The sequence below is a fragment of the Chryseobacterium ginsengisoli genome, assembly GCF_039542325.1.
Classification (GTDB): domain Bacteria; phylum Bacteroidota; class Bacteroidia; order Flavobacteriales; family Weeksellaceae; genus Chryseobacterium; species Chryseobacterium ginsengisoli.
Window position 1 is genome coordinate 512,482 of the sequence record NZ_BAABHX010000001.1, and the last position, 24,345, is coordinate 536,826.

The 24,345-nt window shown below is 33.3% G+C and carries 26 protein-coding genes; 11 read left to right on the forward strand and 15 right to left on the reverse strand.

Annotated elements, in window-relative coordinates; genetic code table 11:
* Positions 1 to 5: 5 nt before the first annotated feature.
* Positions 6 to 512 (reverse strand): hypothetical protein, encoded by a 507-nt coding sequence (locus ABD940_RS02365; protein WP_345200068.1) that lies wholly within the window; start codon positions 510 to 512, stop codon positions 6 to 8.
* 119 nt (positions 513 to 631) lie between these two features.
* Here ABD940_RS02365 and pruA point away from each other — a divergent pair, with 119 nt between their 5' ends.
* The 3 genes from pruA (at position 632) to ABD940_RS02380 (ending at position 3,007) form a co-directional block, all read left to right on the forward strand.
* Positions 632 to 2,257, forward strand: coding sequence for an L-glutamate gamma-semialdehyde dehydrogenase (gene pruA, locus ABD940_RS02370; RefSeq protein ID WP_345200069.1), 1,626 nt, complete (start codon positions 632 to 634; stop codon positions 2,255 to 2,257).
* 264 nt (positions 2,258 to 2,521) lie between these two features.
* Positions 2,522 to 2,662, forward strand: a complete 141-nt coding sequence (locus tag ABD940_RS02375; RefSeq protein ID WP_345200071.1) for a hypothetical protein — start codon at positions 2,522 to 2,524, stop codon at positions 2,660 to 2,662.
* A gap of 132 nt (positions 2,663 to 2,794) precedes the next feature.
* Positions 2,795 to 3,007, forward strand: a complete 213-nt coding sequence (locus ABD940_RS02380; protein ID WP_345200072.1) for a hypothetical protein — start codon at positions 2,795 to 2,797, stop codon at positions 3,005 to 3,007.
* 105 nt (positions 3,008 to 3,112) lie between these two features.
* On the opposite strand, the gene ABD940_RS02385 is transcribed toward ABD940_RS02380, so the two are convergent.
* Positions 3,113 to 4,003, reverse strand: coding sequence for a hypothetical protein (locus tag ABD940_RS02385; RefSeq protein WP_345200074.1), 891 nt, complete (start codon positions 4,001 to 4,003; stop codon positions 3,113 to 3,115).
* Positions 4,004 to 4,274: 271 nt separating this feature from the next.
* A complete protein-coding gene (locus ABD940_RS02390; RefSeq protein ID WP_345200075.1) occupies positions 4,275 to 5,891 on the reverse strand; it encodes a helix-turn-helix domain-containing protein in 1,617 nt (538 codons plus the stop codon).
* 273 nt (positions 5,892 to 6,164) lie between these two features.
* Here ABD940_RS02390 and ABD940_RS02395 point away from each other — a divergent pair, with 273 nt between their 5' ends.
* Positions 6,165 to 7,334, forward strand: coding sequence for a thioredoxin family protein (locus ABD940_RS02395; RefSeq protein WP_345200076.1), 1,170 nt, complete (start codon positions 6,165 to 6,167; stop codon positions 7,332 to 7,334).
* 337 nt (positions 7,335 to 7,671) lie between these two features.
* Here the strand turns inward: ABD940_RS02395 and ABD940_RS02400 are convergent, their stop codons facing one another.
* Genes ABD940_RS02400 through ABD940_RS02415 form a run of 4 tightly spaced genes read right to left on the reverse strand, consistent with a single transcriptional unit; the run spans position 7,672 to position 11,054 of the window.
* A complete protein-coding gene (locus ABD940_RS02400; RefSeq protein ID WP_345200078.1) occupies positions 7,672 to 8,166 on the reverse strand; it encodes a hypothetical protein in 495 nt (164 codons plus the stop codon).
* 2 nt (positions 8,167 to 8,168) lie between these two features.
* The gene (locus tag ABD940_RS02405) at positions 8,169 to 8,765 is read right to left on the reverse strand and encodes a DUF6705 family protein (RefSeq protein ID WP_345200079.1); all 597 of its coding nucleotides are present in this window, start codon (positions 8,763 to 8,765) and stop codon (positions 8,169 to 8,171) included.
* 44 nt (positions 8,766 to 8,809) lie between these two features.
* A complete protein-coding gene (locus ABD940_RS02410; protein WP_345200080.1) occupies positions 8,810 to 9,409 on the reverse strand; it encodes a DUF6705 family protein in 600 nt (199 codons plus the stop codon).
* Between the two features lie 10 nt (positions 9,410 to 9,419).
* Positions 9,420 to 11,054, reverse strand: coding sequence for a hypothetical protein (locus ABD940_RS02415; RefSeq protein ID WP_345200081.1), 1,635 nt, complete (start codon positions 11,052 to 11,054; stop codon positions 9,420 to 9,422).
* Positions 11,055 to 11,259: 205 nt separating this feature from the next.
* Between ABD940_RS02415 and ABD940_RS02420 the strand changes: the two genes are divergently transcribed.
* On the forward strand, positions 11,260 to 11,640 hold the full coding sequence (locus tag ABD940_RS02420) for a helix-turn-helix domain-containing protein (RefSeq protein WP_345200082.1): 381 nt from the start codon (positions 11,260 to 11,262) through the stop codon (positions 11,638 to 11,640).
* A gap of 68 nt (positions 11,641 to 11,708) precedes the next feature.
* Here ABD940_RS02420 and ABD940_RS02425 read toward each other — a convergent pair whose 3' ends face one another.
* The 3 genes from ABD940_RS02425 to ABD940_RS02435 all read right to left on the reverse strand — a co-directional run bounded on the left by ABD940_RS02425 (position 11,709) and on the right by ABD940_RS02435 (position 14,208).
* Positions 11,709 to 12,359 (reverse strand): hypothetical protein, encoded by a 651-nt coding sequence (locus tag ABD940_RS02425; RefSeq protein ID WP_345200083.1) that lies wholly within the window; start codon positions 12,357 to 12,359, stop codon positions 11,709 to 11,711.
* Between the two features lie 21 nt (positions 12,360 to 12,380).
* Positions 12,381 to 13,031 carry a hypothetical protein gene (locus tag ABD940_RS02430; RefSeq protein ID WP_345200084.1) on the reverse strand — a complete coding sequence of 217 codons (651 nt, stop codon included), beginning with the start codon at positions 13,029 to 13,031 and terminating at the stop codon, positions 12,381 to 12,383.
* Between the two features lie 154 nt (positions 13,032 to 13,185).
* Positions 13,186 to 14,208 carry a 3-oxoacyl-ACP synthase III family protein gene (locus tag ABD940_RS02435; protein WP_345200085.1) on the reverse strand — a complete coding sequence of 341 codons (1,023 nt, stop codon included), beginning with the start codon at positions 14,206 to 14,208 and terminating at the stop codon, positions 13,186 to 13,188.
* A 71-nt stretch (positions 14,209 to 14,279) separates the two neighbouring features.
* On the opposite strand from ABD940_RS02435, the gene ABD940_RS02440 reads away from it, so the two are divergent.
* The 5 genes from ABD940_RS02440 to ABD940_RS02460 all read left to right on the forward strand — a co-directional run bounded on the left by ABD940_RS02440 (position 14,280) and on the right by ABD940_RS02460 (position 18,992).
* Positions 14,280 to 15,179: a magnesium transporter CorA family protein gene (locus ABD940_RS02440; protein ID WP_345200087.1), complete on the forward strand. Its 900-nt coding sequence runs from the start codon at positions 14,280 to 14,282 to the stop codon at positions 15,177 to 15,179.
* Positions 15,180 to 15,418: 239 nt separating this feature from the next.
* The gene (locus ABD940_RS02445) at positions 15,419 to 17,005 is read left to right on the forward strand and encodes a patatin-like phospholipase family protein (RefSeq protein WP_345200088.1); all 1,587 of its coding nucleotides are present in this window, start codon (positions 15,419 to 15,421) and stop codon (positions 17,003 to 17,005) included.
* Positions 17,006 to 17,049: 44 nt separating this feature from the next.
* Positions 17,050 to 18,021 carry a hypothetical protein gene (locus ABD940_RS02450; protein WP_345200089.1) on the forward strand — a complete coding sequence of 324 codons (972 nt, stop codon included), beginning with the start codon at positions 17,050 to 17,052 and terminating at the stop codon, positions 18,019 to 18,021.
* Positions 18,022 to 18,084: 63 nt separating this feature from the next.
* On the forward strand, positions 18,085 to 18,561 hold the full coding sequence (locus ABD940_RS02455) for a hypothetical protein (protein ID WP_345200090.1): 477 nt from the start codon (positions 18,085 to 18,087) through the stop codon (positions 18,559 to 18,561).
* A 62-nt stretch (positions 18,562 to 18,623) separates the two neighbouring features.
* Positions 18,624 to 18,992 carry a glyoxalase gene (locus tag ABD940_RS02460; protein ID WP_345200091.1) on the forward strand — a complete coding sequence of 123 codons (369 nt, stop codon included), beginning with the start codon at positions 18,624 to 18,626 and terminating at the stop codon, positions 18,990 to 18,992.
* A 54-nt stretch (positions 18,993 to 19,046) separates the two neighbouring features.
* On the opposite strand, the gene ABD940_RS02465 is transcribed toward ABD940_RS02460, so the two are convergent.
* The 5 genes from ABD940_RS02465 to ABD940_RS02485 all read right to left on the reverse strand — a co-directional run bounded on the left by ABD940_RS02465 (position 19,047) and on the right by ABD940_RS02485 (position 22,400).
* A complete protein-coding gene (locus ABD940_RS02465; RefSeq protein WP_345200092.1) occupies positions 19,047 to 19,583 on the reverse strand; it encodes a Riean_0653 family protein in 537 nt (178 codons plus the stop codon).
* A 105-nt stretch (positions 19,584 to 19,688) separates the two neighbouring features.
* Positions 19,689 to 20,240, reverse strand: coding sequence for a DNA-3-methyladenine glycosylase I (locus ABD940_RS02470; RefSeq protein WP_345200093.1), 552 nt, complete (start codon positions 20,238 to 20,240; stop codon positions 19,689 to 19,691).
* The gene (locus ABD940_RS02475; protein ID WP_345200095.1) at positions 20,237 to 20,557 is read right to left on the reverse strand and encodes a nucleoside triphosphate pyrophosphohydrolase family protein; all 321 of its coding nucleotides are present in this window, start codon (positions 20,555 to 20,557) and stop codon (positions 20,237 to 20,239) included. The genes ABD940_RS02470 and ABD940_RS02475 overlap by 4 nt, the downstream gene beginning before the upstream one ends.
* 5 nt (positions 20,558 to 20,562) lie before the next feature.
* Positions 20,563 to 21,474 (reverse strand): helix-turn-helix domain-containing protein, encoded by a 912-nt coding sequence (locus ABD940_RS02480; RefSeq protein WP_345200096.1) that lies wholly within the window; start codon positions 21,472 to 21,474, stop codon positions 20,563 to 20,565.
* 116 nt (positions 21,475 to 21,590) lie between these two features.
* On the reverse strand, positions 21,591 to 22,400 hold the full coding sequence (locus ABD940_RS02485; protein WP_345200098.1) for an SDR family oxidoreductase: 810 nt from the start codon (positions 22,398 to 22,400) through the stop codon (positions 21,591 to 21,593).
* A gap of 320 nt (positions 22,401 to 22,720) precedes the next feature.
* Here ABD940_RS02485 and ABD940_RS02490 point away from each other — a divergent pair, with 320 nt between their 5' ends.
* Positions 22,721 to 24,328 (forward strand): helix-turn-helix domain-containing protein, encoded by a 1,608-nt coding sequence (locus ABD940_RS02490; RefSeq protein WP_345200099.1) that lies wholly within the window; start codon positions 22,721 to 22,723, stop codon positions 24,326 to 24,328.
* Positions 24,329 to 24,345 lie beyond the last annotated feature (17 nt).

Here is a 24,345-nt window from a genome sequence, read left to right on the forward strand (position 1 = left end):
TGTAATTAATGTCCTGGAACAGTTGGTGGAAAAGATTCACCTTCTTTCATCTCCATTGCCTGCATTTTTTCATCAAAAGAAATATCAACAGCTCCTGCTAAAAATTCGGATAAATCAGCAGCACATTTTTGATAAGGTGATGTAATTTTAAAAGGATGATGCCCCAATTGTATCGTTGTACTTCCATCATTCATTTTCTTGATTTCATAAGTACCTTTTATTGAAATTTTACAGTTTTTCTGATTAATATTAATCTGAAATCGTTTGTCATCAACAAGAGTTAGAATATCAGGCTTCATGTTATCTTTATCCAAATAAAGCTCGGCTTCCTTATAATTTTTCATATCAAAATACCATTTCGAACCTTTTAAAACGCCATTTAACAGTTCACTTTCAGGAATTTTATATTCTTCCATTTGTGGTTTCATCGGAATTTCCTTTAAAGTCTGTTTTTTTCGTTGCGCAAATACGGTTTGGGAAAAGCATAAAAGAATGAGAATTACTTTTTTCATTTTCTGAAGTTTTGTATCAAATATAATCATTCTAAAATGTAAATAGTCTGTATCGATTTTTTGTCAGAATTAATTGTTGTAAATTTGTATCATTAGCAAATAAAAAATATACAACTAATATGTCAAAAGCAATTTCGCAAGTACCATTTGCAGTAAATGAACCGGTAAATTCTTACGCGCCGGGAACTCCAGAAGTAAAAAGCCTTATCGCTCAGTACAAAAAAATGTGGGCTGAAAAGATAGAAATCCCAATGGTGATCAACGGTGAAGAAGTAAAAACTGGTGATACAGTTCAGCTTCAGTCTCCTCAGGATCATGCTCATGATTTCGGTTTTTACCACAGAGGAACAATGCAACACGTAGATGACGCCATCAACGCTGCATTGGCTGCAAAAAAAGAATGGAATGAGCTAGGTTGGGAACACCGCGCAGCTATTTTCTTAAAAGCTGCTGATTTATTAGCCGGACCTTACAGAGATGTAATCAACGCTGCTACAATGATCGGACAGTCTAAAAACGTTCATCAGGCTGAAATTGATGCAGCTTGTGAATTTATTGATTTCCTAAGATTCAACGTAGAATTTATGACGGAAATGTATTCTGAACAGCCGGTTTCTGACGCAGGAATCTGGAATCGTGTAGAATACAGACCATTAGAAGGGTTCGTTTTTGCGGTAACTCCGTTCAACTTTACAGCAATTTCCGGAAATTTACCAACTTGTATGGCAATGCTTGGAAACGTAGTGGTTTGGAAACCATCTGATAAGCAAATCTATTCTGCAAAAGTGATCATGGATGTTCTTACGGAAGCTGGTCTTCCAAAAGGGGTAATCAACATGATTTTCACGGATGGAAAAGAAACTGCTGAGAAAGTTTTGGCACACAGAGATTTTGCAGGACTTCACTTTACAGGTTCTACAAAAGTTTTCCAGGGAATGTGGAAAATGATCGGTGATAATATCCATAACTATAGAACTTACCCAAGAATCGTTGGTGAAACTGGCGGAAAAGATTTCGTAATCGCTCACCCTTCAGCTAATGTAGAAGCTGTTGCAACTGCTTTGGTAAGAGGTTCTTTTGAATATCAGGGACAAAAATGTTCTGCAGCTTCAAGAGCTTATATTCCTCAGTCTCTTTGGGCTGATGTGAAAAAAGTAATGGAAACTCAGATCGCTTCTATTAAAATCGGTTCTCCGGAGGATCCATCCAACTTTGTAAACGCAGTTATTGATAAAAATTCTTTCGAAAAATGTAAAGGTTATATCGACAGAGCCAATGCATCAGGTGAAGCAAACGTAATCATCGGTGGAAAAACTGATGATTCTAAAGGTTGGTTTGTACATCCAACAGTAATCGAAACTACAAATCCTCAATACGAAAGTATGGTTGAAGAAATCTTTGGACCAATCTTATCTGTGTATGTTTATGAAGACAAAGACTGGGCTGAAACGTTGAAAGTTGTTGATTCTTCTTCTCCATATTCATTAACGGGTTCTGTTTTCGCACAAGATCGTTATGCTGTAAATGAAGCTTTCAAAGCATTGGAAAATGCTTCAGGAAATTTCTACATCAATGACAAGCCAACTGGTGCAGTTGTTGGTCAACAGCCTTTCGGTGGTGGTAGAGCTTCAGGAACAAATGATAAAGCAGGTTCTAAAATGAACTTATTGAGATGGACGTCTGTAAGATCTATCAAAGAAACTTTTGTTTCTCCTAAAGATTATAAATATCCATATCTTGGATAATAAAAGATCATTGATCATTGATAAATGATTATACAGCCTCGGAATTTCGGTTTCGGGGCTTTTTTAATTTTAAATTAACTAAAATATTATTTTAACAAAACTTTAATTATTTTATTGATATTTTAATAATAATAAAACATTTTTCGGAACAATTATTGAATTTGAATTAATACACAACCACCAAAATAAAATATTATGAAAAAATTATTGTTAATAGCAACAGTCGGAATATTCGCAGTCAGTTGCGGAACTAAAGAATCCTCTATGTCAACAAGTAGTACAGATTCTACAGCAGCAGACAATGCAAGAACTGCATCCCCTTCTGTGACAGATACCATGACTACGAAGACAGCTAATCCTGACACTATCAAGATGAAGATGGATTCAGCAACTGCTGTTAAATGATAAAAGTTTAACTTAAAATTGAAAATCCTCAGATGAAAGTTCTGAGGATTTTTTTTGTTTCAAAAAATTAGTCTTAAATATTTTTAATTAATCACTATATTTGATATTATACTAAACATTAAAGAAATTACTATGAAAAAATTATGGATAGGTGCTGTTTTAGGCTTATTATTTTTAGGAAGCTGTGCAGATAAAAAGGAAAACAGAGAAGAATTTAAAGAAGAGCATAACAAAGATTCTTTAAGAAACTCAATGGGAGATTCTGCCGTTGCCAACTCAGAACCGACTCAGGCAAATCCTTCTGATACAGCAAAAGCAAAAATGGACAGTACAAAAACAAAATAGAAAACAACAAAACCGCAGAAAATTCTGCGGTTTTGCACTTAAAAAAACTTGACTGAAAAAACCGGGCAATCACCCCGATCGTATTTTTAGAAAATTCTCTATCAATTATTCTCCCAAATAGATAAACGTATTCACTACTAGATAAGCAGATCTGTTGTCTATCGATTTTCCGGCTCCTCCGGTTGCTACTGTTGCTGTACCTGCAACGGTGTGAATATGAGCTCCTGCAGGTGCAGTGCTTCCCAACATCCCTATTCCTCCCCATACTGTTGAATTTCCATCACTCAGATAGCCTCCTGCAGTATTATTAACTGTCGTTCCTCCTAATAAGAATCCGCCTTCGGTAGAAGAATGGGTATGAGAACCCGCGCTTTGGGCAACTCCGTTTATAGTTCCTGAAAGATTAATATTGGGTAAATTTACCTGATCTATACCAAAGTAATTCTGTCCTCCTTCACTTCCCAGAATTTCACCATCTTTTTTAGTTTTTAAAACTCTGTCTGTCGCATCAGGAATATTTCCCGTGAATCCGAGATTTATTGCAGTGGATTTTGCTCCGTCTGGAAGAGTCGCGATCGATCTTCCATCCAAAAGATACCATCCTGCATGATCCACTCCTAATACAGAGCTTTTAATATCTCCTGCAGATCTCGTTAAGAAGTTTTTCCCATCTCCCTGCATCATTTTTATCCATACATTTCCATCAAAAATATACATTCCGACAGAAGTCATGTTAATTGTTTTTGCACTTGGCAGATTCACCGGAGCTGTCACATATACGATAACTCCTGCATGATGTACCGAATATTGGTTATCTCCTGCTTTAATTTGATCTCCTGTAAGTCTTGGCGGTAAAATACCTTCCGCAGAAGATCCGTCGTTTTTTTTGGCAACGACGTCCAAACTCGCTATGGGACTAGCTGTATTTATTCCGACCTGCGCAAAGGCAAAATTAGATAATACAGATGCCATAACGACTGTAAAAGTTGTTCTCATCCGTTTAATTTGTTACTAGTTATTGTTTTCATGGTTGGGTATAAAATATAGGTTACATATTTTATAACATAAGCTAGTAGTTTTCCTGGTTTTAGTGTTTAGGTGTAGTAATACGGATTTTGTTTTTTTCCGGAAAAGTGTGACAACTGCAGTATATTGGTTTGCCCCGTAAAACTGGCGCAAATATAAGGAAGTAGCGATGTCACAAAAAATAAATAGTTATCCGTTTTCCCGAAAATGATAAGGATAGAGTATAAAAAGAGTATTATGCTTAACTGTTTTCCTGAAAACGCGTAGTTATATCTATTTGATTTCCAGAATCAAGAAGTTTTATATAGGCAGAAGGAGAATAATCGGTAACTATTTTAAAAACTGCTGCAAACTTGCTGTGAGACGAGAATCCGCACTCATCTGCAAGGATACTTATCTTATATTGACGGTATTTTTCGTCATTTATAAGCTTATCAACAATATAATTTATCCTCAAACGGTTGATGTAAGTTTTAAAATCCGAGCTTTTATGCTGATTAATTACATAAGAAAGGTACTTTGTATTTGTATTCATTTCCCCTGCAAGAAAGGGCAAAGACATGTTCTTATTATTATATAACGTCCCTTTTTCAAAATCATTAAGAAGTTCGAGTAATTTTGTTTCGGTTTCAGAAGTCATTAAAGAGTCATTTCTTTTTTTAATGATTTCTTCATTTTTTTCCGAAATTTCTTCTACTGAAATATGCGAAAATTCAGGCTCGGTTTCATCTAAAAAGATTTCTGTATTTTGGGTGCTTAATTTCTGCTGACTTCTTATAATATTCCGGAATTTTGATCGCTGTTTTTTCTGTTTTGATCTAAAGTGCAGAAAAGAACCAATTAAAGCACAACAAAGAACAATAATAACCACATTTTTAGCAATACTGATCTGGCTGGTTTTTCTATTTGAAGTAATTTCTGTTTTTTCGTTGGAAACCTCACTGTTTTTAGCATTAAACTCACTAAATGTCTTTAGATATTTTCTTGCATAGATCTCTGCATTCTTCTCATCTCCAATACCTTCGTAATAATCATTGATATTTGCATAAACAGATTTCTTCAGCTCAAGATTAGTAGATTTTTCGGCTATATTTTCTGCTTTTTTTAAATATAAGTTTGCTTCTTTCCAGTTTTTTTGCTTAATTCTCACAGCTCCCAAACCGCTGTATACTAATCCTAAAAGAAATGAATGATTACTCAGCATTTTTTCGGAAATCCTGTAATTGATTTCAGAATTTTTAACATCATTAAGCTTAGAATAAACTTCGCCTAATAATTGATAGGAATTTGCTGTGAAAAAATTAACATCTGTTTTTTCAACCTTCTGAAAAGAGTTTAAAGATTGTCTAATAAAACCGATCGATTTATGAAAATTGCCATGATCGAATTCGTAATAAGCCATTTCCTGATTCAATAATCCTAAAGCTTTATTATATTGATCAGAATCATTTATTTTTTTTATAGTTTCAAAACCTTTCGATGTATATTTTTTTGATTTTTCATAAAGACCGACCAATCTGTATTGTGTCGCAAGAAATACCGTGATATTGGATTCTAAGTTTGCATCATCAATTGTTCTGATCAAGGAATTTGCTTTTTCCGCATGACAGATAGATTTTTTGAAATCTCCGGTGTGTTCGTACAAATTTGCAGAGAACATTTGTGCCTTTATTTTATCTGCCGGATCTTGGGAATTTTTGAAGAGAGAATCTGCCAGCTTCAATGCTTTAGGCATATCTTCCTGCGAAGTAACAACGATTTTTTTCTCGAAGACATTTTCGAAATCGTCTTTTTTCTGAGCCTGTATCTGTATCGAAATAATTAAGAAAAATACAAGCCTATAAAAACTTTTAGACATAAACTAACAAATTATTATTTTGGTTATTATAATAATTCATCATTTCCGTTGGTGTCTTTTTGTTTTTCACAAAATTAAGAATAATTTAGTTTTTAATAAAATTTAATATTACCAATTAATTCTATACCGAAATTTAAACATCTGTTAACGATACCACAAAATTAATTTAACTTACTATGAAAAAAATAATCAAAACACAGCTGTAACTATTTTTATTATACAAAGACTCATTTGTTGACATAATTATTACATTTGCAATCAATAAAAAGTATTATGAAAAAATTATCAATATTCTCAGCCCTTTTCATCGGAGCATTTGCTTTGGCACAAGGGATTAAATTTGAAGACACCAATTTCGCAACTGTCCTTGCAAAAGCTAAAAAAGAAAACAAGCTTGTATTCATCGATGCTTATGCTTCTTGGTGCGGACCTTGTAAATTGATGGTAAAAAACGTTTTCCCTCAAAAACCTGTAGGAGATTATTACAACGCGCACTTTGTGAATGCAAAAATCGATATGGAAAAAGGTGAAGGTGTGGATCTTGCTAAAAAATATAATGTAAAAGCCTTCCCTACTTATCTTTTTGTAGACGGAAATGGTGAAGTGGTACACAGAACGTTGGGATATGTAGAAGAAAATGACTTCATTCAGTTTGCAAAAGACGCGGGAGATCCGAGCAAAAGAATAGGAACGTTAAAGCAAAAATTCGAGGACGGAGAAAAAGACCCTGAATTTCTGAAAAATCTTGCAGAACTTACTATGTATAATGATGCTGAGTTTTCAGGAAGAGTAATGGAGCGTTATTTCAACGGAAAAACAGAATTGGATAAGAGTGATGTTCAAATGTTATTTTCAGGAATTCAAAGTACGGAAAGCCCATTATATAAGACTTTTCTGAGTAAGAAAGCAGATATCATAAAAATAGTTCCGGAGAAAAATTATAATTACTTTGACAAGAATATTAAAGTTAGTACGATTGTAAAAAAATCATATAACAATGATACAAAAACATGGAATGATAATTATTTCCTGACAGAAGCTCAAAAGTTTTTATCTAAAGATGAAGCTGAAACTATCTTAAAAAGAGCAAAATCTACCAGAGCTTTAAAAAATAAAGATATCGCAACTTACGAAAAACTAAGCCTTGATCTTTACAAAGATACTTCTGCAACAAGCTCAGAAGAACTGAATTCTCTAGCTTGGAATTTCTTCGAAAACGTGACGAATAAGGCATCTCTGGAAAAAGCAGTTGCCTGGGCACAGGAATCTGTAAAGAAAGACGAAAACTACGCAAATACAGATACTTTAGCAAATCTTTACAACAAAGTTGGTGACAAGAAAAATGCTAAACTATGGGCAGAAAAATCCATCGAACTGGCGAAAAAAACAGGACAGGATTCTGGTGATACCGAAAAATTACTGAAGAGCTTAAGTGTTCAATAAAATAATATCCGCAGATTATTTCTGCGGATTTTTTTTGTTTTTAGTTCTAGGATAAAGCATATAATTTAGTTAATTTTCCATTTTGATATTTCTGTGTCTTTTAAATAAGCTCCATCCGGCGTTTCCACATGATCGTTATTCATTGGAATTATCTGTGCTTTACACAATGCTAAGAAAAAGAATTAATAATATTATTTTTTTCATAATCTGTGTAAGAAGGCTGTAGAAAACTACAGCCCTTAAAATTTATTGTTTTGTCGTTATATATTCTTAATTGACCATGTAGGTTACTATTAATAATTATGCAAAATATCCTATGATGTTGAAAATAATTACATCAATATTTAGTTAGATTTTTACATTGTTTAGGTATGTAATAACAATTGTAATCTTCATCAATAATCTCAAATATTTTTTTTACAAATTCTACCGTTCTTTTTTGTCCTTTCAGACGACTTGAGAGGCAATATATATCATAAGAATAACCATAAAAAAGTTCTATATTAAGACTTAATCTTGTATCATGGCAATCTACAAACATAGGAGTTTCTTGATATATTTTATTAGGATTTAGTTTTTTAAAATTTTTTATTAATAGTCTGAAATCCTCTTTTGATATTTTTTTATATGATTTAATTGTATCTTCTTTTGTAATATCAACACGAATGGAATCTTTATTAAAATCTACAATACTTACTTCCAAATATCTGTTAAATGTCCTCATACCATGTCTAAAAGTATAGTTTAACCCATAAAATTGATCAAAATCTTTTTTCTGAGAAAAGAATAAAGAGAAGATAAAAATAAACGGTAAAAGAATTTTTTTTCGCACTTCTATTGTTTTGTCATTGTATATTCTGCAGAAGGTACACGTAACTGATCAGGCAAATTATCTGTCTCACTTTCTAAAACCTTACCTTTTGAACCTATAATTAATACTTTAATAGTCGTAGGATTTATATACCGAAAAATTACACCTGTACCAATTAAGCCTTTTCTGTCTGAATCATCAAAGAAGCTTTTTACCCTAAATTCTCCTGGGTTACAGTCATTACATTTAACATATAAATTATTGGAAATTAAACTTGCTCCCGAAATATTATGATAACTTTTACTTGGATAAGCAAAGTCAATTTTATCAAGTGTATTAATTAATGTATTGCCAGATGAACTAATGTATTTGTACTCTCCATAAAGTATATCTTTGTAGTAAGTTTTGTAAAAATGATCATTTTCTTTTTTAAGAATAATTATAAACTGTTCATTTCCATTTTGATATTTCCATGTGCCTACAAATTTATTCAAGAAATTTTCTGTGTCTTTTAAATGTGCACCATCAGGTGTTTCCACGTGATCGTTATTCATTGGGATTATCTGTGCTTTACAAGAAACAATGCTAATAAAAAGCATTAATAATATTATTTTTTTCATAATCAGTGCAAGAAGGCTGTAGAAAACTACAGCCCAAAATTATTTTATTGCTTTACCATCGTATATTCTGCAGAAGGTACACGTAACTGATCAGGTAGATTATCTGTCTCACTTTCTAAAACCTTTCCTTTTGATCCTATAATTAATACTTTAATAGTAGTAGGATTTACATATCGAAATATTACACCTGTCCCAATTAAGCCTTTTCTGTCTGGATCATCAAAGAAGCTTTCAACTCTAAATTCTCCTGGACTACAATCATTACACTTTACACGTAAATTATTGGGAATAAAGGTTGCACCTGTAATATTATGATAACTTTCGTCCATAGGTATATCTATTTTATCTAATGTATTAACCAGTATTTGTCCTGATACATTGATGTATTGATATTCACCATACAAAATATCACTATAACGACCATCATAGTCATATTTTAATTTCTTTTTAAGAACAATTTTAAATTGTTCATTCCCATTCTGATATTTCCAGGTTCCTATAAATTTGTTTAGGAAATTTTCTGTATCCTTTAAATATGCTGGTTCTGGATAATCCCAATAAGAATTATTCATTGGTACTATTGTCTGTGATTTACAGGAAAATAAAAATGAAAATATTGTCAATATTAATAATGCTTTTTTCATGATGTTAATTTTAATTACAAGGATTTGGTATTATTGTATAATCATTTCCATTTTGGCTGATTGTTAATTTTTCCCAGCCTGTTATATCTTGATTTGCTCTGTATAAAGATACTTTTAAATTATAATGTTTCGGACTATTATCTATTTTAGTCACAAATTTTAAAAAAGTCTTTTCTAAGGTAGTATAATCCGTGTTCCACCCCCCAACAGTACTATTAAGTTTACTAAAATCTGCTTTAAAATCATCTTCAAACTTAACTCTTAGCTTTTTATCACCATTTAATATATCATTATATGTCTGTCTAAAATAATTAATATCTTCAGGTTCTATCACTAATGCATACACCTGCCCATTAGCAACCAGCATGTGTACCGGTTGAGGATAGGAAGCATTATTAATACCGCTAAAAGGAGTAGCCGTAAACCAAAAGAAATAATTATATAAAACTGAAATATCATCATAAGAGAACATCCCCTGTAAGTTCTCCATATGAAAATGTGCTCCCCCAAAGGTTTTAGGTGTCTTGGTATAGATAACTGTATTGTCTTTTGGTGACCAGATTGTAACTTTTTCAGCATACATCCCTCCGGTTGCAGGATCATACTTAAAATTATATCCTTCTTCATGAGTTGTATTTGGTAGATCTACTGTATTTCTTAGATCAAGCAATGCATCTTTTATACTTACCGTTCCAGGAGGTAACGAAACGGTTGGGTTTTCCAGCATTTTTTTTAATCTCTCACAAGTGGTTATTGGCGGGGTGTTATCATTCTCACTACACTGTTGTGATATTCTGTAAAATGCAGTTCCACTTTGTGTACAAGGATCTTTCGGAGGTTGTGGTCCGGGAGTTCCGCCTCCGCCATCACCGCCTCCCGAGGTGTTGGGAATCTGTGGCGTTGCATCACCATCTGGAACACTGATTACCACATCATAACATATGTTCACATGGCATTTTTCCATGCAATTATCACATTTGCCTTCTGAATGATGGGAGCACTGCCAATAGACGCCACAGGATTGAAGCCATATCATCTTTCCGTTCTGCTGTGCGGTAGCCGTTGAAGTTGTAAAATTTTTAATTCTTATTCTCCCGTATTCATTATTATACTTTCTGCCGACAAAAAGATCTTTGGGAATATTGGTAAAATCTTCGTTCCCGAAAGTCTTATTATCCATATACATAAAAGTATAAAACATCTGCTCTCTGTAATTCTTGTCTATTTTTTCATTATACACGATATTCTCCAAAAGCTTATTGTCATAATCTTTTATCCCGATTACAGAATTTTCATCATCTAGTGTAGCAAAAAGCACAGAGCTCATCGTTTCATTATCATCCGAAAGCGGAATCATCAAACCTGTTGCATTCTCCGCATCCACAACCTGCATCTTGTCCCAGATCGGCATTCCTTTTTGATCGGGCATTGTAGACAGAAAATCTTTTTCTCTGTTGTAAGCTTCAAGAATACTAATGTAATCTACTCCTGATTTTGCAGTGACAGAATTTACATGTTTAAAGAAGTTGGCATTGTTTCTTTGGGGTTCTGTTTCGCCTTTTGCGAAATCTTCGTTGTGGCAGGACCAAAGTAAGGTCAGAAAGACTGTCAGTATAGACAGCCACGAAATCATTTTTTTCGTCATGGTCATTTTGTTTTTTCGTTGTTAAATATAATTCTTTTATATATAGATGCATTTTTTTGTCTTTAGGTTGGAAAGGGATGAAACTTTTTTCAAAAATATAATCTCGTTCCCTAAGTGACAATTCCAAAAAGAATAAAATGCTATTCCATTTGGAATAAAAATATTGTCTCAAAAACATTATCTTTACATTTCAATTTCCATAATTATGAATAACAGTGTTGGTTTTAAAATCAAAAAATTGAGAGAACAGAAAGAAATATCTCAGGAAGACTTGGCTTTTCAGCTTGATGTTTCTCAAAGCTATCTCAGTAAAATTGAAAATGGGGCAATTGAAAAATTAGACTTTATTTTTATGCAGAAAATTGCTGAGTTCTTCAAAGTAGAACCCCAATATTTCTTAGATGGTGACACTATTATTAATAATAATATTGATACAAGCAATAATTCCTCTGTAGGAAATATTGGAGATACAACAATTAATAATGTTGATGAAGATTTGTTTAAAAATGTAATGCAAAACCAACAACAAATCAGTCAATTAATGGAAATACAAAATAAACTGATAGAAAAGCTTTTAAATAATTAAAAGTATCTTATAAAATAAAAATCCGCAGAATACTCTGCGGATTTTATTATTTCATAATGTAAAAAATATCAATCCATTCTTACTATATTGATCTTATAGGTCACTCCGTTTACATTTCCTGTGGAACCATAAGCGAGAATCCCAAAATAAAGTTCTTGTCCTGCAATCATTTTTATAAGATATTTTGCGGTCATATACTGATCTGCTGCAGTGAGAGTACTTTCCGGATTGTATATTTTTGAACTTATACCTTCCCCGCCTCCTGTGGAATCATCTATATATATATTTCCCTGATATCCATCACCACCATCCACAGCAGCAGAACGCTGAGGAAAAATGACAGTAAAGGTTGCATAGTATAATCCCGGACGTGAAGCCGTAAAAGTATCCCCGTTAAACTCATTCAGATTATCAAATTCTTCGGTAGGTGCAGAAGTTGTGTTTGTCTCATAATAAGTATTATTTGCAGCCATATTGAGATTTCCTGACACCCTTATTGCACTTACTGTATTTAGATTCTGTCTTTTAATCAATCCTGTAGTAGAAGAAACCAGATTATCCAGATTTGCAGAACCGGACTGAAGCCCTTCGATTCTTACAGGATTTAATATGGTATTTCCTCTTACATGAAGCATATTGGAGGGAGATACCACACCAATACCTGTCTGTGCCGAAATACTTATGCTAAAAAAAGTAATTCCTAAAAGTAATGCTTTCATTTGTGTTGTATTTCGGTTGTATTAATCTAAACGTGTAATGCTTATTCTGTATGAGGCAGGTACTGATGCACCTGCGCCATAAGTTCTTGATTGAAAAGTCAGAGTATCTCCTGCATTCAATTTAATAACGGCAGTAGCTTCAGAATAACAGTCTGATGTAGGAGCTCCAGAAACTTCGGTGATCGCAATTTTAGATGCGTTATTTTCTATAATTACTCCATTCCTAAGGATTACAGCATTTCCCAAGTAGCCATCACCACTATTTTGCTGGGTAAATAAAACAGAATGTGCTACCATATACAAACCTGCCTGTGCAGCTGTAAAAGTATTTCCGGAAAACTCATTCAGGTTATCATACTCTTTTGTAGGAGCAGATGAAGCATTGGTAGCATAATACGTTCCGCTTGCAGCAAGTGTCACATTCCCTGTTATTCTTACCGAACTAATGGAATTAGAATTTTTCAGCCTTACTACTCCGGTAGCGTCTGCTACCAATGTTCCGGCTGTATTCTGTGCTGTCAATAGATTTTCAACCCTTAAAGGATCAGATGTTCCGTTGCCTTTTACATGCAATAAATTAGTAGGAGAAGGTGTATTAATTCCAACATTTCCTGTTTGTGCGTACGCAATAAAGACACCCATTGTGAAAATGGGCAGAAATAAGATTTTCATTATTCTTAGTGTTATAAATATGTTTTTATAAATTCATCAAAAACCATACCAATTCCCAGTTGGTCATGAATAGGATTTAAGTCTATATATCAAACATTTATGAATAAAAAAGCAGACAAAATTTGTCTGCTTTTTAGATTTTATAAAGAATCAATTAATATTCGAATAGTACGCTTCCCCAAGTAAAACCACTTCCGAAAGCTGAAAGAAGAACCAGATCTCCTCTTTTAATTTTTCCTAATTCAATCGCTTCGCTCAAAGCAATCGGAATAGAGGCTGCTGTTGTATTTCCATATTTTTGAATATTATTATGGATTTTTTCATCCGGCAAACCAAACTTCTGCTGTACAAACTGGGCAATTCTCAAATTCGCCTGATGCGGAATAAACATATCAAGATCTTCAATTGTTTTTCCTGCTTTATCCAAAGCTTCCTGCATTGTTTCAGGAAATCTTGTTACTGCATGTTTAAACACGAAATTCCCGTTCATGATCGGATAAACTTCTTTATTGGTAACATTTTCAGGCTCTTTTCGCATTCTGTCGCTCCAGCCAAACTTAGACCCCGGAAACTGTGTACACAATTCATCGGCAAACTTTCCTTCAGAATGCATGTTTACTGCCAAAATATCTCCTGCATTTTCATCTTCGGTTGCAGAAAGTACAATTGCTCCCGCTCCATCTCCGAAAATTACGGAAACACCTCTTCCTTCATCCGTAAAATCCAGTCCGAAAGAATGAATTTCAGCGCCTACAACTAATATATTTTTATAAGTCCCTGATTTGATAAAAGCATTTGCAACACTCATCGCATATACAAATCCGGAACACTGGTTTCTTACATCTAAAGCCCCGATCGTATCGCAACCTAACATATCCTGAAGCAAAACCCCACATCCCGGAAAATAATAATCCGGAGAAAGTGTTGCGAAAACAATATAGTCGATATCTTTTGCCGTCATTCCTGCCTTTTCTAAAGCTTTTTCTGACGCTTTAAAGCCTAAATAAGCACTTGTTTCCTGTGAGTCATTTCTGTTTTTTCTGTGTCTTCTTTCTTTGATACCTGTTCTTTCCGTGATCCATTCGTCATTGGTGTTCATTAATTTTGCTAGATCATCATTCGTAACAACGTTATCAGGAACATGAAATCCGATACCTTTTATTGTACTTTTAATCATATAGTTTTTTAATTTTGGTAAAGATAAACTTATTTAATACATAGTTTTCAAAATATAACTATTTTTACTTTATGCCAATTGACACGATATACAGAGATTCCCAATGCGAATGGGTAGATGTAGAGTCCCCGACTGCGGAAGACCTGAAATTTTTACATGAAAGATACGAGATCAATAATCTTCTTCTGGAAGATACTTTAGATCCCAATCACTTACCGAAATACGAAGAAGACGGCGACGTAAAATTCTTCCTTCTTCGTGAAAGTACCGAGCTGGAAAGGAAAAACCTGAATACAATCAGCGATATCAGTACAAAAATCGGGATATTCCTTTTAGGAAAAACAATCATTACGATTCACCGAATGAAAACCAAAAGCATCGGTGAAACCAAAAAGCAGGTTTCCTGTTTAAAAGAAGAAACAACTTCAGAAAATATAGCGCTGAGAATTGCCTTATTAATTATGAAAAGTTTCGATGATGAATCTGTAAGTTTACTCGAAACAATGGACAACATTGAAAACGAGATTTTCCTGAAAAATACAAACCATACCAATCAGATTAAAAGATTATATAAATTAAAAAGAAAATCCGGACTAAATTCAAGGGTTTTGACGATTTCTACAGATGCGATCGATAAGTTTAAATTATTAGGTTTGCAGGATTCCCAGGTTGTCGATTTGAAGGATAAACATAAAGATGTGGTTGCCGATTTTGATCATTTAAACATCCAGATTACCAACTTGATAGGAATGTTTTTGGCGCTTTCGGATCAAAAAGCAAATCAGGTGATGAAGGTTTTGGCGATTTATTCGGTTTACTTTTTGCCGATCACCTTCATTGCCGGAGTTTACGGAATGAATTTTGACAATATGCCGGAACTTCATACCAAACACGGTTACTTTTACACTTTAGGTTTAATGGCTGTTGTTGTGATCTGTACATTTATCTATGCCCGAAGAAAACAGTGGTAATTTTACTTATAAAACATAGTGAAAATACTGTGGCTTAATATTTTAAATATAATTAATTTTAAATTATAAAACTGATCAACAAATCGTTGTATTTTTATTATGTTAAATCAAATCGATTGTCATTGCTAACTGTAATGTGAAGCAATCTCATTTAAAGTATTTTAAAAAATCATTTTAGAGATTGCGTCGTCGCTTCGCTCCTCGCAATGACAAAAAAATAACCAAAACCAAACTAAGCCATGAAACCCGAAATCCTAAACAAAATTCTTGAAGAAAATGTTCTTTCCAAAGAATCTAAAGACAAACTTGCCGCTTTGTATGCAAATATTTCGTCTAAAGAATTTTCAGATCTTCTGGATGCGCAAGGCAATCAGTATGTGGAATTTGTACAGGAAGGAGGCGGAGTTTGGGGAAGTGCATTAGTTGGTTATTTGTATGGTTTGGAGATTTTCGGAATTCGTTTTCTGAAAGTTGCGGGAACGAGTGCAGGTGCGATCAATACGATGCTTATCGCAGCCTGTAAAACAAAGGAAGAAGCCAAAAGTGAAGTCATCAAAGACATACTTTTCAACTGGAATTTTGCAGATTTCATGGATGGTAAATCGTATGTAAAAACGACCATTCATTCGATGCTGAACAATAAGAATTTCATAAAGATCAATGCTATTATTGCAGCGATTATCATGTTGATTCTTGTGATTGCTCCGTTTGCTATTTCTTCTGAAACGACTTTAAGAGCAAAATTGCTTTTTCTGGTTCCGATCATTCCTATTATTATTGCATTCTTCTATGTAAGAAAATTATATAACGATCTGAAAAAAGCAAATTCAGGGTTGAATCCCGGAAATACTTTTCTAAATCAGATGAAGGATGTTTTGAAAGGTTTCGGAATAGAAACTGTTGCAGCGTTGAATGATAAATTCGTGCAATCCGGAAAAGATCTCAACCTGAATTACCGCCACGGAAACGAAATGCAATATTACAATATTGCATTGGAAAGCATTGAAGAAATCAGAGAAAATAATAAGGAACATATCGACGAGATCCGTTACAAAATTTTCTATGAAAGTACCGTAAACAACGATTATTATAAAAAAGATCCTTTCTATTTATTAAAATCGGAATACATCGTCATCACAACAGACATTAATGCCAAAATAAAAGTCGAATTGCCTACAATGGCAAATTTATATTGGTCTGAAGAGGAAATGAAACACATCAGTCCGGCTGAATTTGTACGTGCTTCGATGTCGGTTCCGTTCTTTTTTGAGCCTTTGCAAAAACAAATCGACAAAAACGATGATTCCGTAAAATACGCATGGAAATATTGGATGAATACTAAACAGGAAGATATCAATCCTGTCGGAGTTTTCATCGATGGCGGAAGTCTTTCCAATTTTCCGATCGATCTCTTCCACTCTACAGATATTTTTTATCCGAGAATGCCTTTATTTGGAGTTCAGTTGACCAGCGATTCCGATATTCTTTCCGAAAAGGGAAAAACAAGTCAGGAAATCCTGAAATCACCTCTATCTTTTGCCGGAAATATCATCAGTACTTTGAAAGGTTTTAATGATAAAACTTTCCTTACAAAACATACCTTTTATCATCTTTTCAGCATTCAGACCGTGAATTGCGGAACCAGCAACTGGCTGAATTTCTTTATGCAAAAAGAAGAAAAAGAAGAATTATTCAATCGCGGTTTTGTTGCTGCATTAGATTTTCTTAATAATTTTGATTGGCAAAAATATAAGTGCGAAAGAATGATGCTGTCTATGAAAGAGAAAAAGATTTTGAAGGAGGAGGATACGAAGACGGTAGGGTAAATTTTTTTGAGTATTTTAGTTGTTTTTTTAATTATAACTAAAATATGAATCCTTTTCGGGACTACCAGACAGATTTCTTAGCCTATCTATTTTTTATGGATAAAACCCACTATAATGAGGATTCTTATTCCCAAATGAAGATAGAACTGACCGACAGAAATTTTAATTTTGAAAATTTCAATCAGGAATTGTATATCCGTTTGGTCGTAAAAGATTTATTTTCCGGATGGGAAAAACAGGTCAGAAAAATGTTTTCAGAACTTATGATCAATGGATGGAATTTCAAACAGCCTTTGGATTATAAATATTCATGGGGACGTTTGACTTTTCGGGGATTTCATACAGAAGTTAGTCCAAAAACTGAACAAATCTTAGAAAAATATATCATCATTTTCGAGTCAACCTGTGGAAACTGTGGGAGTAGAAAAAGTGTAGAGAGTTATGGTGATTATTATTTCTGCAAAAAATGTTATTTAAAACATTTAAAAAAATTCAGGATCAGTAATATAGACAGAAACGGGTTTTCTTATTTTGATAAAAAGAAAAATCATGTTTTTTGGTCTGAAATCAATAATATTGAATGGAAAACTGATGGCTACGACAGCTTTCATATTATCTTAAAGAAACTTTCACCGGAAGAAGAAATCACAAAAGATGATAATGAAAAAGATTATATATTTTTTTCTAATGAATCATTTAATTTTTTTAAACTTTTGAGAAAAATACCCGCAACATTACTTACAGAAACTCAATACAAGGATATTAATGAACTTTGCAACAGTTTAAAAAAGTGTATTATTTGTAATAGAAAATCAATACTTAGTACAGTAATTAATAAAAAGTGCCTTGTTTGTAAAACGCTTACTGAAAAATTAGAAGATCCCACTGAAAGAAATCTTAATAGATTTAAGAGTAAACAAGGAATAATTGATTATGAAAAGAAACATTTCAGGCAAACCTTGAGAAACATAACTTTTTTCAAATACCAATATAAAACTGATATGTCTTTTAAATAAACGATTAATATAAAATAGGTTTAAACTGTACATAACCCAATACATTTAGTAAAGATTTAAATAATGGCTCACAGAATATGTTTAATTATCACAAAAGATCATGTAAAAGTCCCCAAAGAACTTCCACACTTTTATGATAATGGTTTTCTGGTTATTCCTACTTCTGATGATGGATATCAGACAGATGATATTGCTGAATTTTCTAAAAAGCACCCTCACTTTGATGATATATTTAAGGCAGTCAGCGACAATTTCTGGGAAGATGAAATAGCCAACAATGATTATGAAAACATGTACTGCGAACTTTATGATTATGAAGAACTATTGAATATCGAAATTATAGAAATGCTGCATTTATCTAATTTCATTATTTATCATTATACCGAACTGGTAACAGAGATTTTTGAAGAATGTGTTACTTTCGAAAACAGGATGCCAATTGAAAATCCTATGACCAGTTTTAATGCAACAGGAATCAACAGTTATAATTACTGGAAATATGAATCCTGTAAAAGAAGATATTTTGAAAATCTGAAATGAAAAATTAAATATCTAAGTAATTGATTTTTAATTCAATGATTAATTCAGTACAATAAAACAAAATGACAAGCAAAACAGATTTAAGAGAAAACCTCTCTATCCCGATATTCGAAAGCACTAACGAAACAGAGTTATTTCAGAATCAGGTACTTCGTCCAATTTTAAAATTGCAGAATGATATGTATATACTTGTGTTCAGAGATTATGCTTTAAGAATAATTCCGGATTTTGATTTGATTGAAATTGATAAAAAGCTAGATTTTGTCGATCAGAGTCTCCAAAAGGACAACTCCCTAAAAAATACATTGATAGGGATGACCATCGGAATGCTCACTTTAGAAGAAACAAAAACATACCTCTCGGACAGCAAATCTTTTAATAAAAGAATCATCACTATGCTTTCTGAAAGGATAAAAAGCAAGATTAAGTAATTGCAAAAGATATAAAAAAGCCTCAGTAATCATACGATCTGAGCCTTTTTAATTTTAATTATACACTCTATCAAAACGACCATCTGTAATATTTACAACTTCGCCGGTGTAATAATATCTGCATTTGAAACTGAACGTTCCTGAAATAATTTTATTGGCTTTATCGAATTTTGTAATGGTTAAAACTCCCTTATTTTCTGAATCTGTAACGTAAAATGTGTCGGATGAATAATAATAACCACTCGAATTTTCAGTTTCATTCAAGACATAATCACCCGGAGCAAAATCTGAATTGCTTTTCAGGTTGATCATTATATTATTCCCCGTCAGATTATTTATATTTCTTAAGTGAATCGTAAGTGAATATGGATTCGGATATTCATTCGTATATTTATATATCGTATTATTTTCTCCTACAACTATACTCGATTTTTCGATCTTTGAAACCCAAACATTTCCGTTTACTAAAGCTCCGCCTGTATTGGCTCCGGATTGTGTAGCGGCAGGTAAAACATCAGAGTCCTGATCACGATCTTTATGACAAGACAATGAAATGAGAAGTAAAGTGGAGATGAATAGAAAGTTTTTCATGGTGTTATTTTCTGTTTGGTCTCCAAATGTAAAAAACTTCTCTGAATTTATCTGTCAAAAAATTTATTAAAAACCAAATACTTATATTTTAACCCCACAAAACATCTATCCTTTCATCCACATCGGATCATGTTTCAAAACTTCATTGTAAACAGGACAACTCTCATCATGACAGCCTTTTAAAAATCCAATACTCATCAGGAATTCGTTAACAATTTCACCACCTGTGAATTTGAATGTTTTCTTAAATAACTTCATCCATTCCTGCAAAGTTTTCGGATGATGATGTTCCAGCCATTTTTCGAACGAGCCAAATTCTTTTTGCAATCCGATGATGGTTTTTGCGTTTTCGATGGCTGCATTTACCTTTAATTTATTTCTGATAATTCCCGGATCATTCAGCAATCTCTCTCGGTCGGTCTCTGTATAAACTGCAATTTTCTGAATATCAAAATTATCATAAGCTAATCTGAAACTTTCTTCTTTCTTTAAAATCGTTTCCCAACTCAAACCCGCTTGATTGATTTCCATGATCAGTCTTCCAAACAGTTCATTATCATCATGAATCGGGAAGCCATAATGATGATCATGGTATTTTTTGTGAAGTTCTCTCCTGCTTTCGGGCTGCATTCCGTTGATGGCTAAACAATAACTCATTTTAAAATCTCTTCTGTTTTTGTTAAAAATTTATCTAAAGCTTCCTTGATATCGATCCCCGTTCTATCTGCCAAAACAATCAGCCACCAGATATTTTCGCCTAATTTATGTTCAAGCTCTTGAGCGGAATTTGGCTTCGTCCATGTTTTTGCATGCGACATTACATCTCTTCCGACCAAACCGGCATCCGTTAAGAATCCTAAAGCATCCTGCTCCATTGTCCATTCTTTTCCGTTTTGTTGAATTTCCAGCTGATGATATTTTTCTCTGATATCCAAAGAACGTTGTATAATTGTATCTAAATTATTCTGATCCATTTTATTTAATTTTGAAATGATTGTTTGAACTCGTTGGGCGTAAACTCTGTTTTCTTTTTAAACAATTTACTGAAAGATTGTGGATGTTCAAAACCCAGTTGATAAGCTGTTTCAGAAACAGAAAACTGCTCACTCGATAAATATTCTTTCGCTTTTTCGATTATTTTTTCATGAATATGATGCTGTGCATTTTGCCCGGTGTGATGTCGAAGCATATCACTCAAGTATCTTGGTGTCAAATTCAGTTGAGAAGCAACATACTCCACTGTCGGAAGCCCGTGAAGACTTTTTTCATTATCAAAATAATCATCCAGAATATCTTCCATTTTTGCAACCAAATCATTATTAACCGCTTTTCTGGTGATAAACTGCCGATTATAAAAACGGTTGCTGTACGTCAACAACAATTCAATCTGAGAAATGATCACATCCTGACTGAATACATCGATTCTCTCATTCAATTCACTTAGAATATTGTCGAAGATATTTAAAATCGTCTGTTTCTCCTTTTCTGAAAGATAAAGTGCTTCTGCCGCCGAATAAGAAAAGAACCCATACTTTTTAATTTTCTGAAGTAAAGGATATGGACGCAGAAAATCAGGATGGATATGCAAAGACATTCCGCTGTAATCCGCCTCTTCCTGATCCATTTTCAGAACCTGACCGGGAGAAACGAACGACATTCCGCCTTCCTGAAAATCGTAAAATCCCTGTCCGTATTTTATCTTGCCTGCGAATTTTGTCTTAAATGAAATCTTATAAAAATCCAGTTTTATACCGTTTTCATAATCTTTGGGATCGAAAACCGATTTACCATAATCGATCAAACCAATTAACGGATGCAATGGCGAAGATTGTCCCATCGCTTGATGCAGTGCCGATAAAGATTTAAAATGAACCGGAGATTTTGATTTCATAAGACAAAGATAAGGTGGGTTTGTGACAACTGTTTGACAGGAGGAATATTTTTTGAACTGAATTTTATTTTATTAAACAATAATGAATTTTCTTTGTTCGTTAATTTGTTTAAATATTAATTAAAAATAAACTGAGACTTTACATTCTGAACCTGATTTTCTACTCTGTTTTCCATTCTTTCATTATATAATGTATTTGCATCTTTTCCCGCAATGTATCTTAGCTGACCTTTTCCGTCCGTTGCCGCTTCGAATATAATTTGGGCAATATCTTCAGGCTTTGAATAATTGGCAATCTGTTCCGGACTGTACCCTTCCTGAACTTTTTCCGCTAACTGTTGATAAGATTTATGAAAAGCTCCGTCCAAAGAACGTCCAGCAAAATCCGTCTGAATTCCGCCCGGTGCGACTACTTTTACTTTGACATTGAACTGAGCCAATTCGTAAGCAAGACATTCTGAGAAACCATCAACGGCAAATTTTGTAGCACTGTAAATCGAACACGTCGGAAAGCCCATCAATCCAAACGTTGAAGTAACATTAATGAGAACGCCATCCTTTTTCTCCCTGAAATATGGTGTAAAAGCCTTTGTAATGCGAATCACTCCCATCAAATTGGTTTCGATCTGCTTTTGGATCTGTTCGTCTGTAAATGCTTCCAAAGGCCCTATCAATCCATAACCAGCGTTGTTCAATACGACATCGATACTGTTTTTTTCTAAAACCTCAGCGATAGTTTTTTCAAGTTCTTCTTTTTTTGAGACATCGAGTTTTAGGATGGTTACATTTTCCAGTTGGTTCAGTTCTGTTTCGTTTTCAGGATTTCTCATAGTAGCAATGACGTTCCAGTTTTTTGACTGAAATAGTTTCGCTGTTGTTTTTCCTAAACCTGACGAAGCTCCTGTGATGAAAATCGTTTTTTGCATTTTTATTTTTGTTTAAATTTTAGAATGCAAAATTCCTTAAATCCACAAACTCTCACGTAGCCAAATTGAGTTTCTTTGTAGCTGTTTTGACGGATTTTAAATTATTGTGAAAAAGCTTAGGAAGTAATTTTCCATATAAAAACTTTATTTTTTCAATTGATTTCATTTTAAATCCAAAAAAAAATTTATCATTTGTCTCTAATGATAAATTTTATTCACAATATCTACTACATTTAACGAAAAATAAACTTTATAGCTTATTTTCACTCTACCTTTGTCTGAATTAGATTCTACAAGAAATCTTTTCACACAATTAAATTATGACCAAAAACTTTCTCGTTATTATTTTCCTGTATTCTACAGCAATATGGGCACAAAAAACCCATGATCCTTATGAACAACTTTACATGACCACCCTCACAGAAGTCGCAGCTAAAGATATGCCCCGCGCACTGAAAATTGCAGATTCCATGACAACTGCTGCAACAACTCCCCAACATGAAGGAAGAAGTGTGATGCTCACCGCCAGTCTTTACATGCAGCAAAGTAAATATAATGAAAGCATCAAGTTTGCAGAAAAAGCAAAAAATATTCTTGATACAACAGAAAATTATGAGCTCCAGGCAAAGATCCGCGGACTCATGGCGACTGTATACAGAATCATAGGGCTATTGCATCAATCTAAAAAATACTCCGATGAAGGGCTCAAAATCGCAGATAAGATCACTGATGTTCAGAAACAGGCGCAGGTAAAATCTCTTTTTCTGCAGGAATTGGCACATTATGAGATTAATAATAATAAAAATTACAAAGCTGCTCTTACTTATCTTAATAAATCTCTGGAATACTGCTCAAAAATCCCACAGGATCAAATCAATCTGGGAAGAACACATCAAATGTTAGGAGAGGTGTATTGTTTTTATCTAAATAACTATGATCTTGCAGAAAAACATTATCAGATCGCTCTGAAAAATCTTCCCGAATCTTACTATGTCACTGCATTAGTTCAGGAAGGACTGGGAAAAATAAGATTCTCACAGAAACATTATAATGAAGCCGAAAAGTTCTTTCTAAAAGCATTGCAATTCGCAGAAACAACAGATTATCCGGAAATGAAAAGAAGAATATTCAATGACATTTCAGAATATTATGAAAAAACTAACCAATACAAAAAAGCTTCTGTCTATAGGAAAAAACTGGCAGAAATAAACTGGAAAGAAGCTGAAAAACACAGTCATACAGTTGATACCGACTATAACAAAATTGAAAACGAAAATCATGAGTATGCAATTTGGGACAGTTCAAAAAATATTATCATTAGCCTTGCCTCTCTTTTGATTTTAGGTTTTATTGTAATTTTCACTATCAATAAAAAGAAACATAAAAAAGAGTATCTCAAGTTTAAAGCTATTATCGATCATTATAAGGAAAAAGAAGATTATGTCTTAGAAACTAAAATTGATACTGCAATATCTGAAGAAAATGAAAGTGAAGAAAAAAGTATCTCAGATGAATCTGATATTAAAAATAAGCAGCCGGATATTGCCATTAATAAAGAGACAGAAACAAAAATATTAGAGCATCTTAATCAGCTTGAAAAGACTGAAATGTTTAATCAAAACTATATTTCTCTTTCTTTTCTTGCCACGGAATTCAACACGAACAGCAGATACATTTCTTATGTCGTGAAAAAATATAAACACACTGATTTTAAGAATTATATTAATAAACTCAGGATCAATTATATCATTCATAAGCTGAATACCTCAGAAAAATACAGAAGATATAAAGTGGGAACTCTGGCTGAAGAATGCGGCTTTTCGTCCCATAGTACATTTGCCACCGTTTTCAAATCTATTACAGGAATTTCCCCTTCTACTTTTATTTCATTTATCGAACACGAAAAAGCAAAGAAGAATAAACTATAATTTAGATACGATCATTA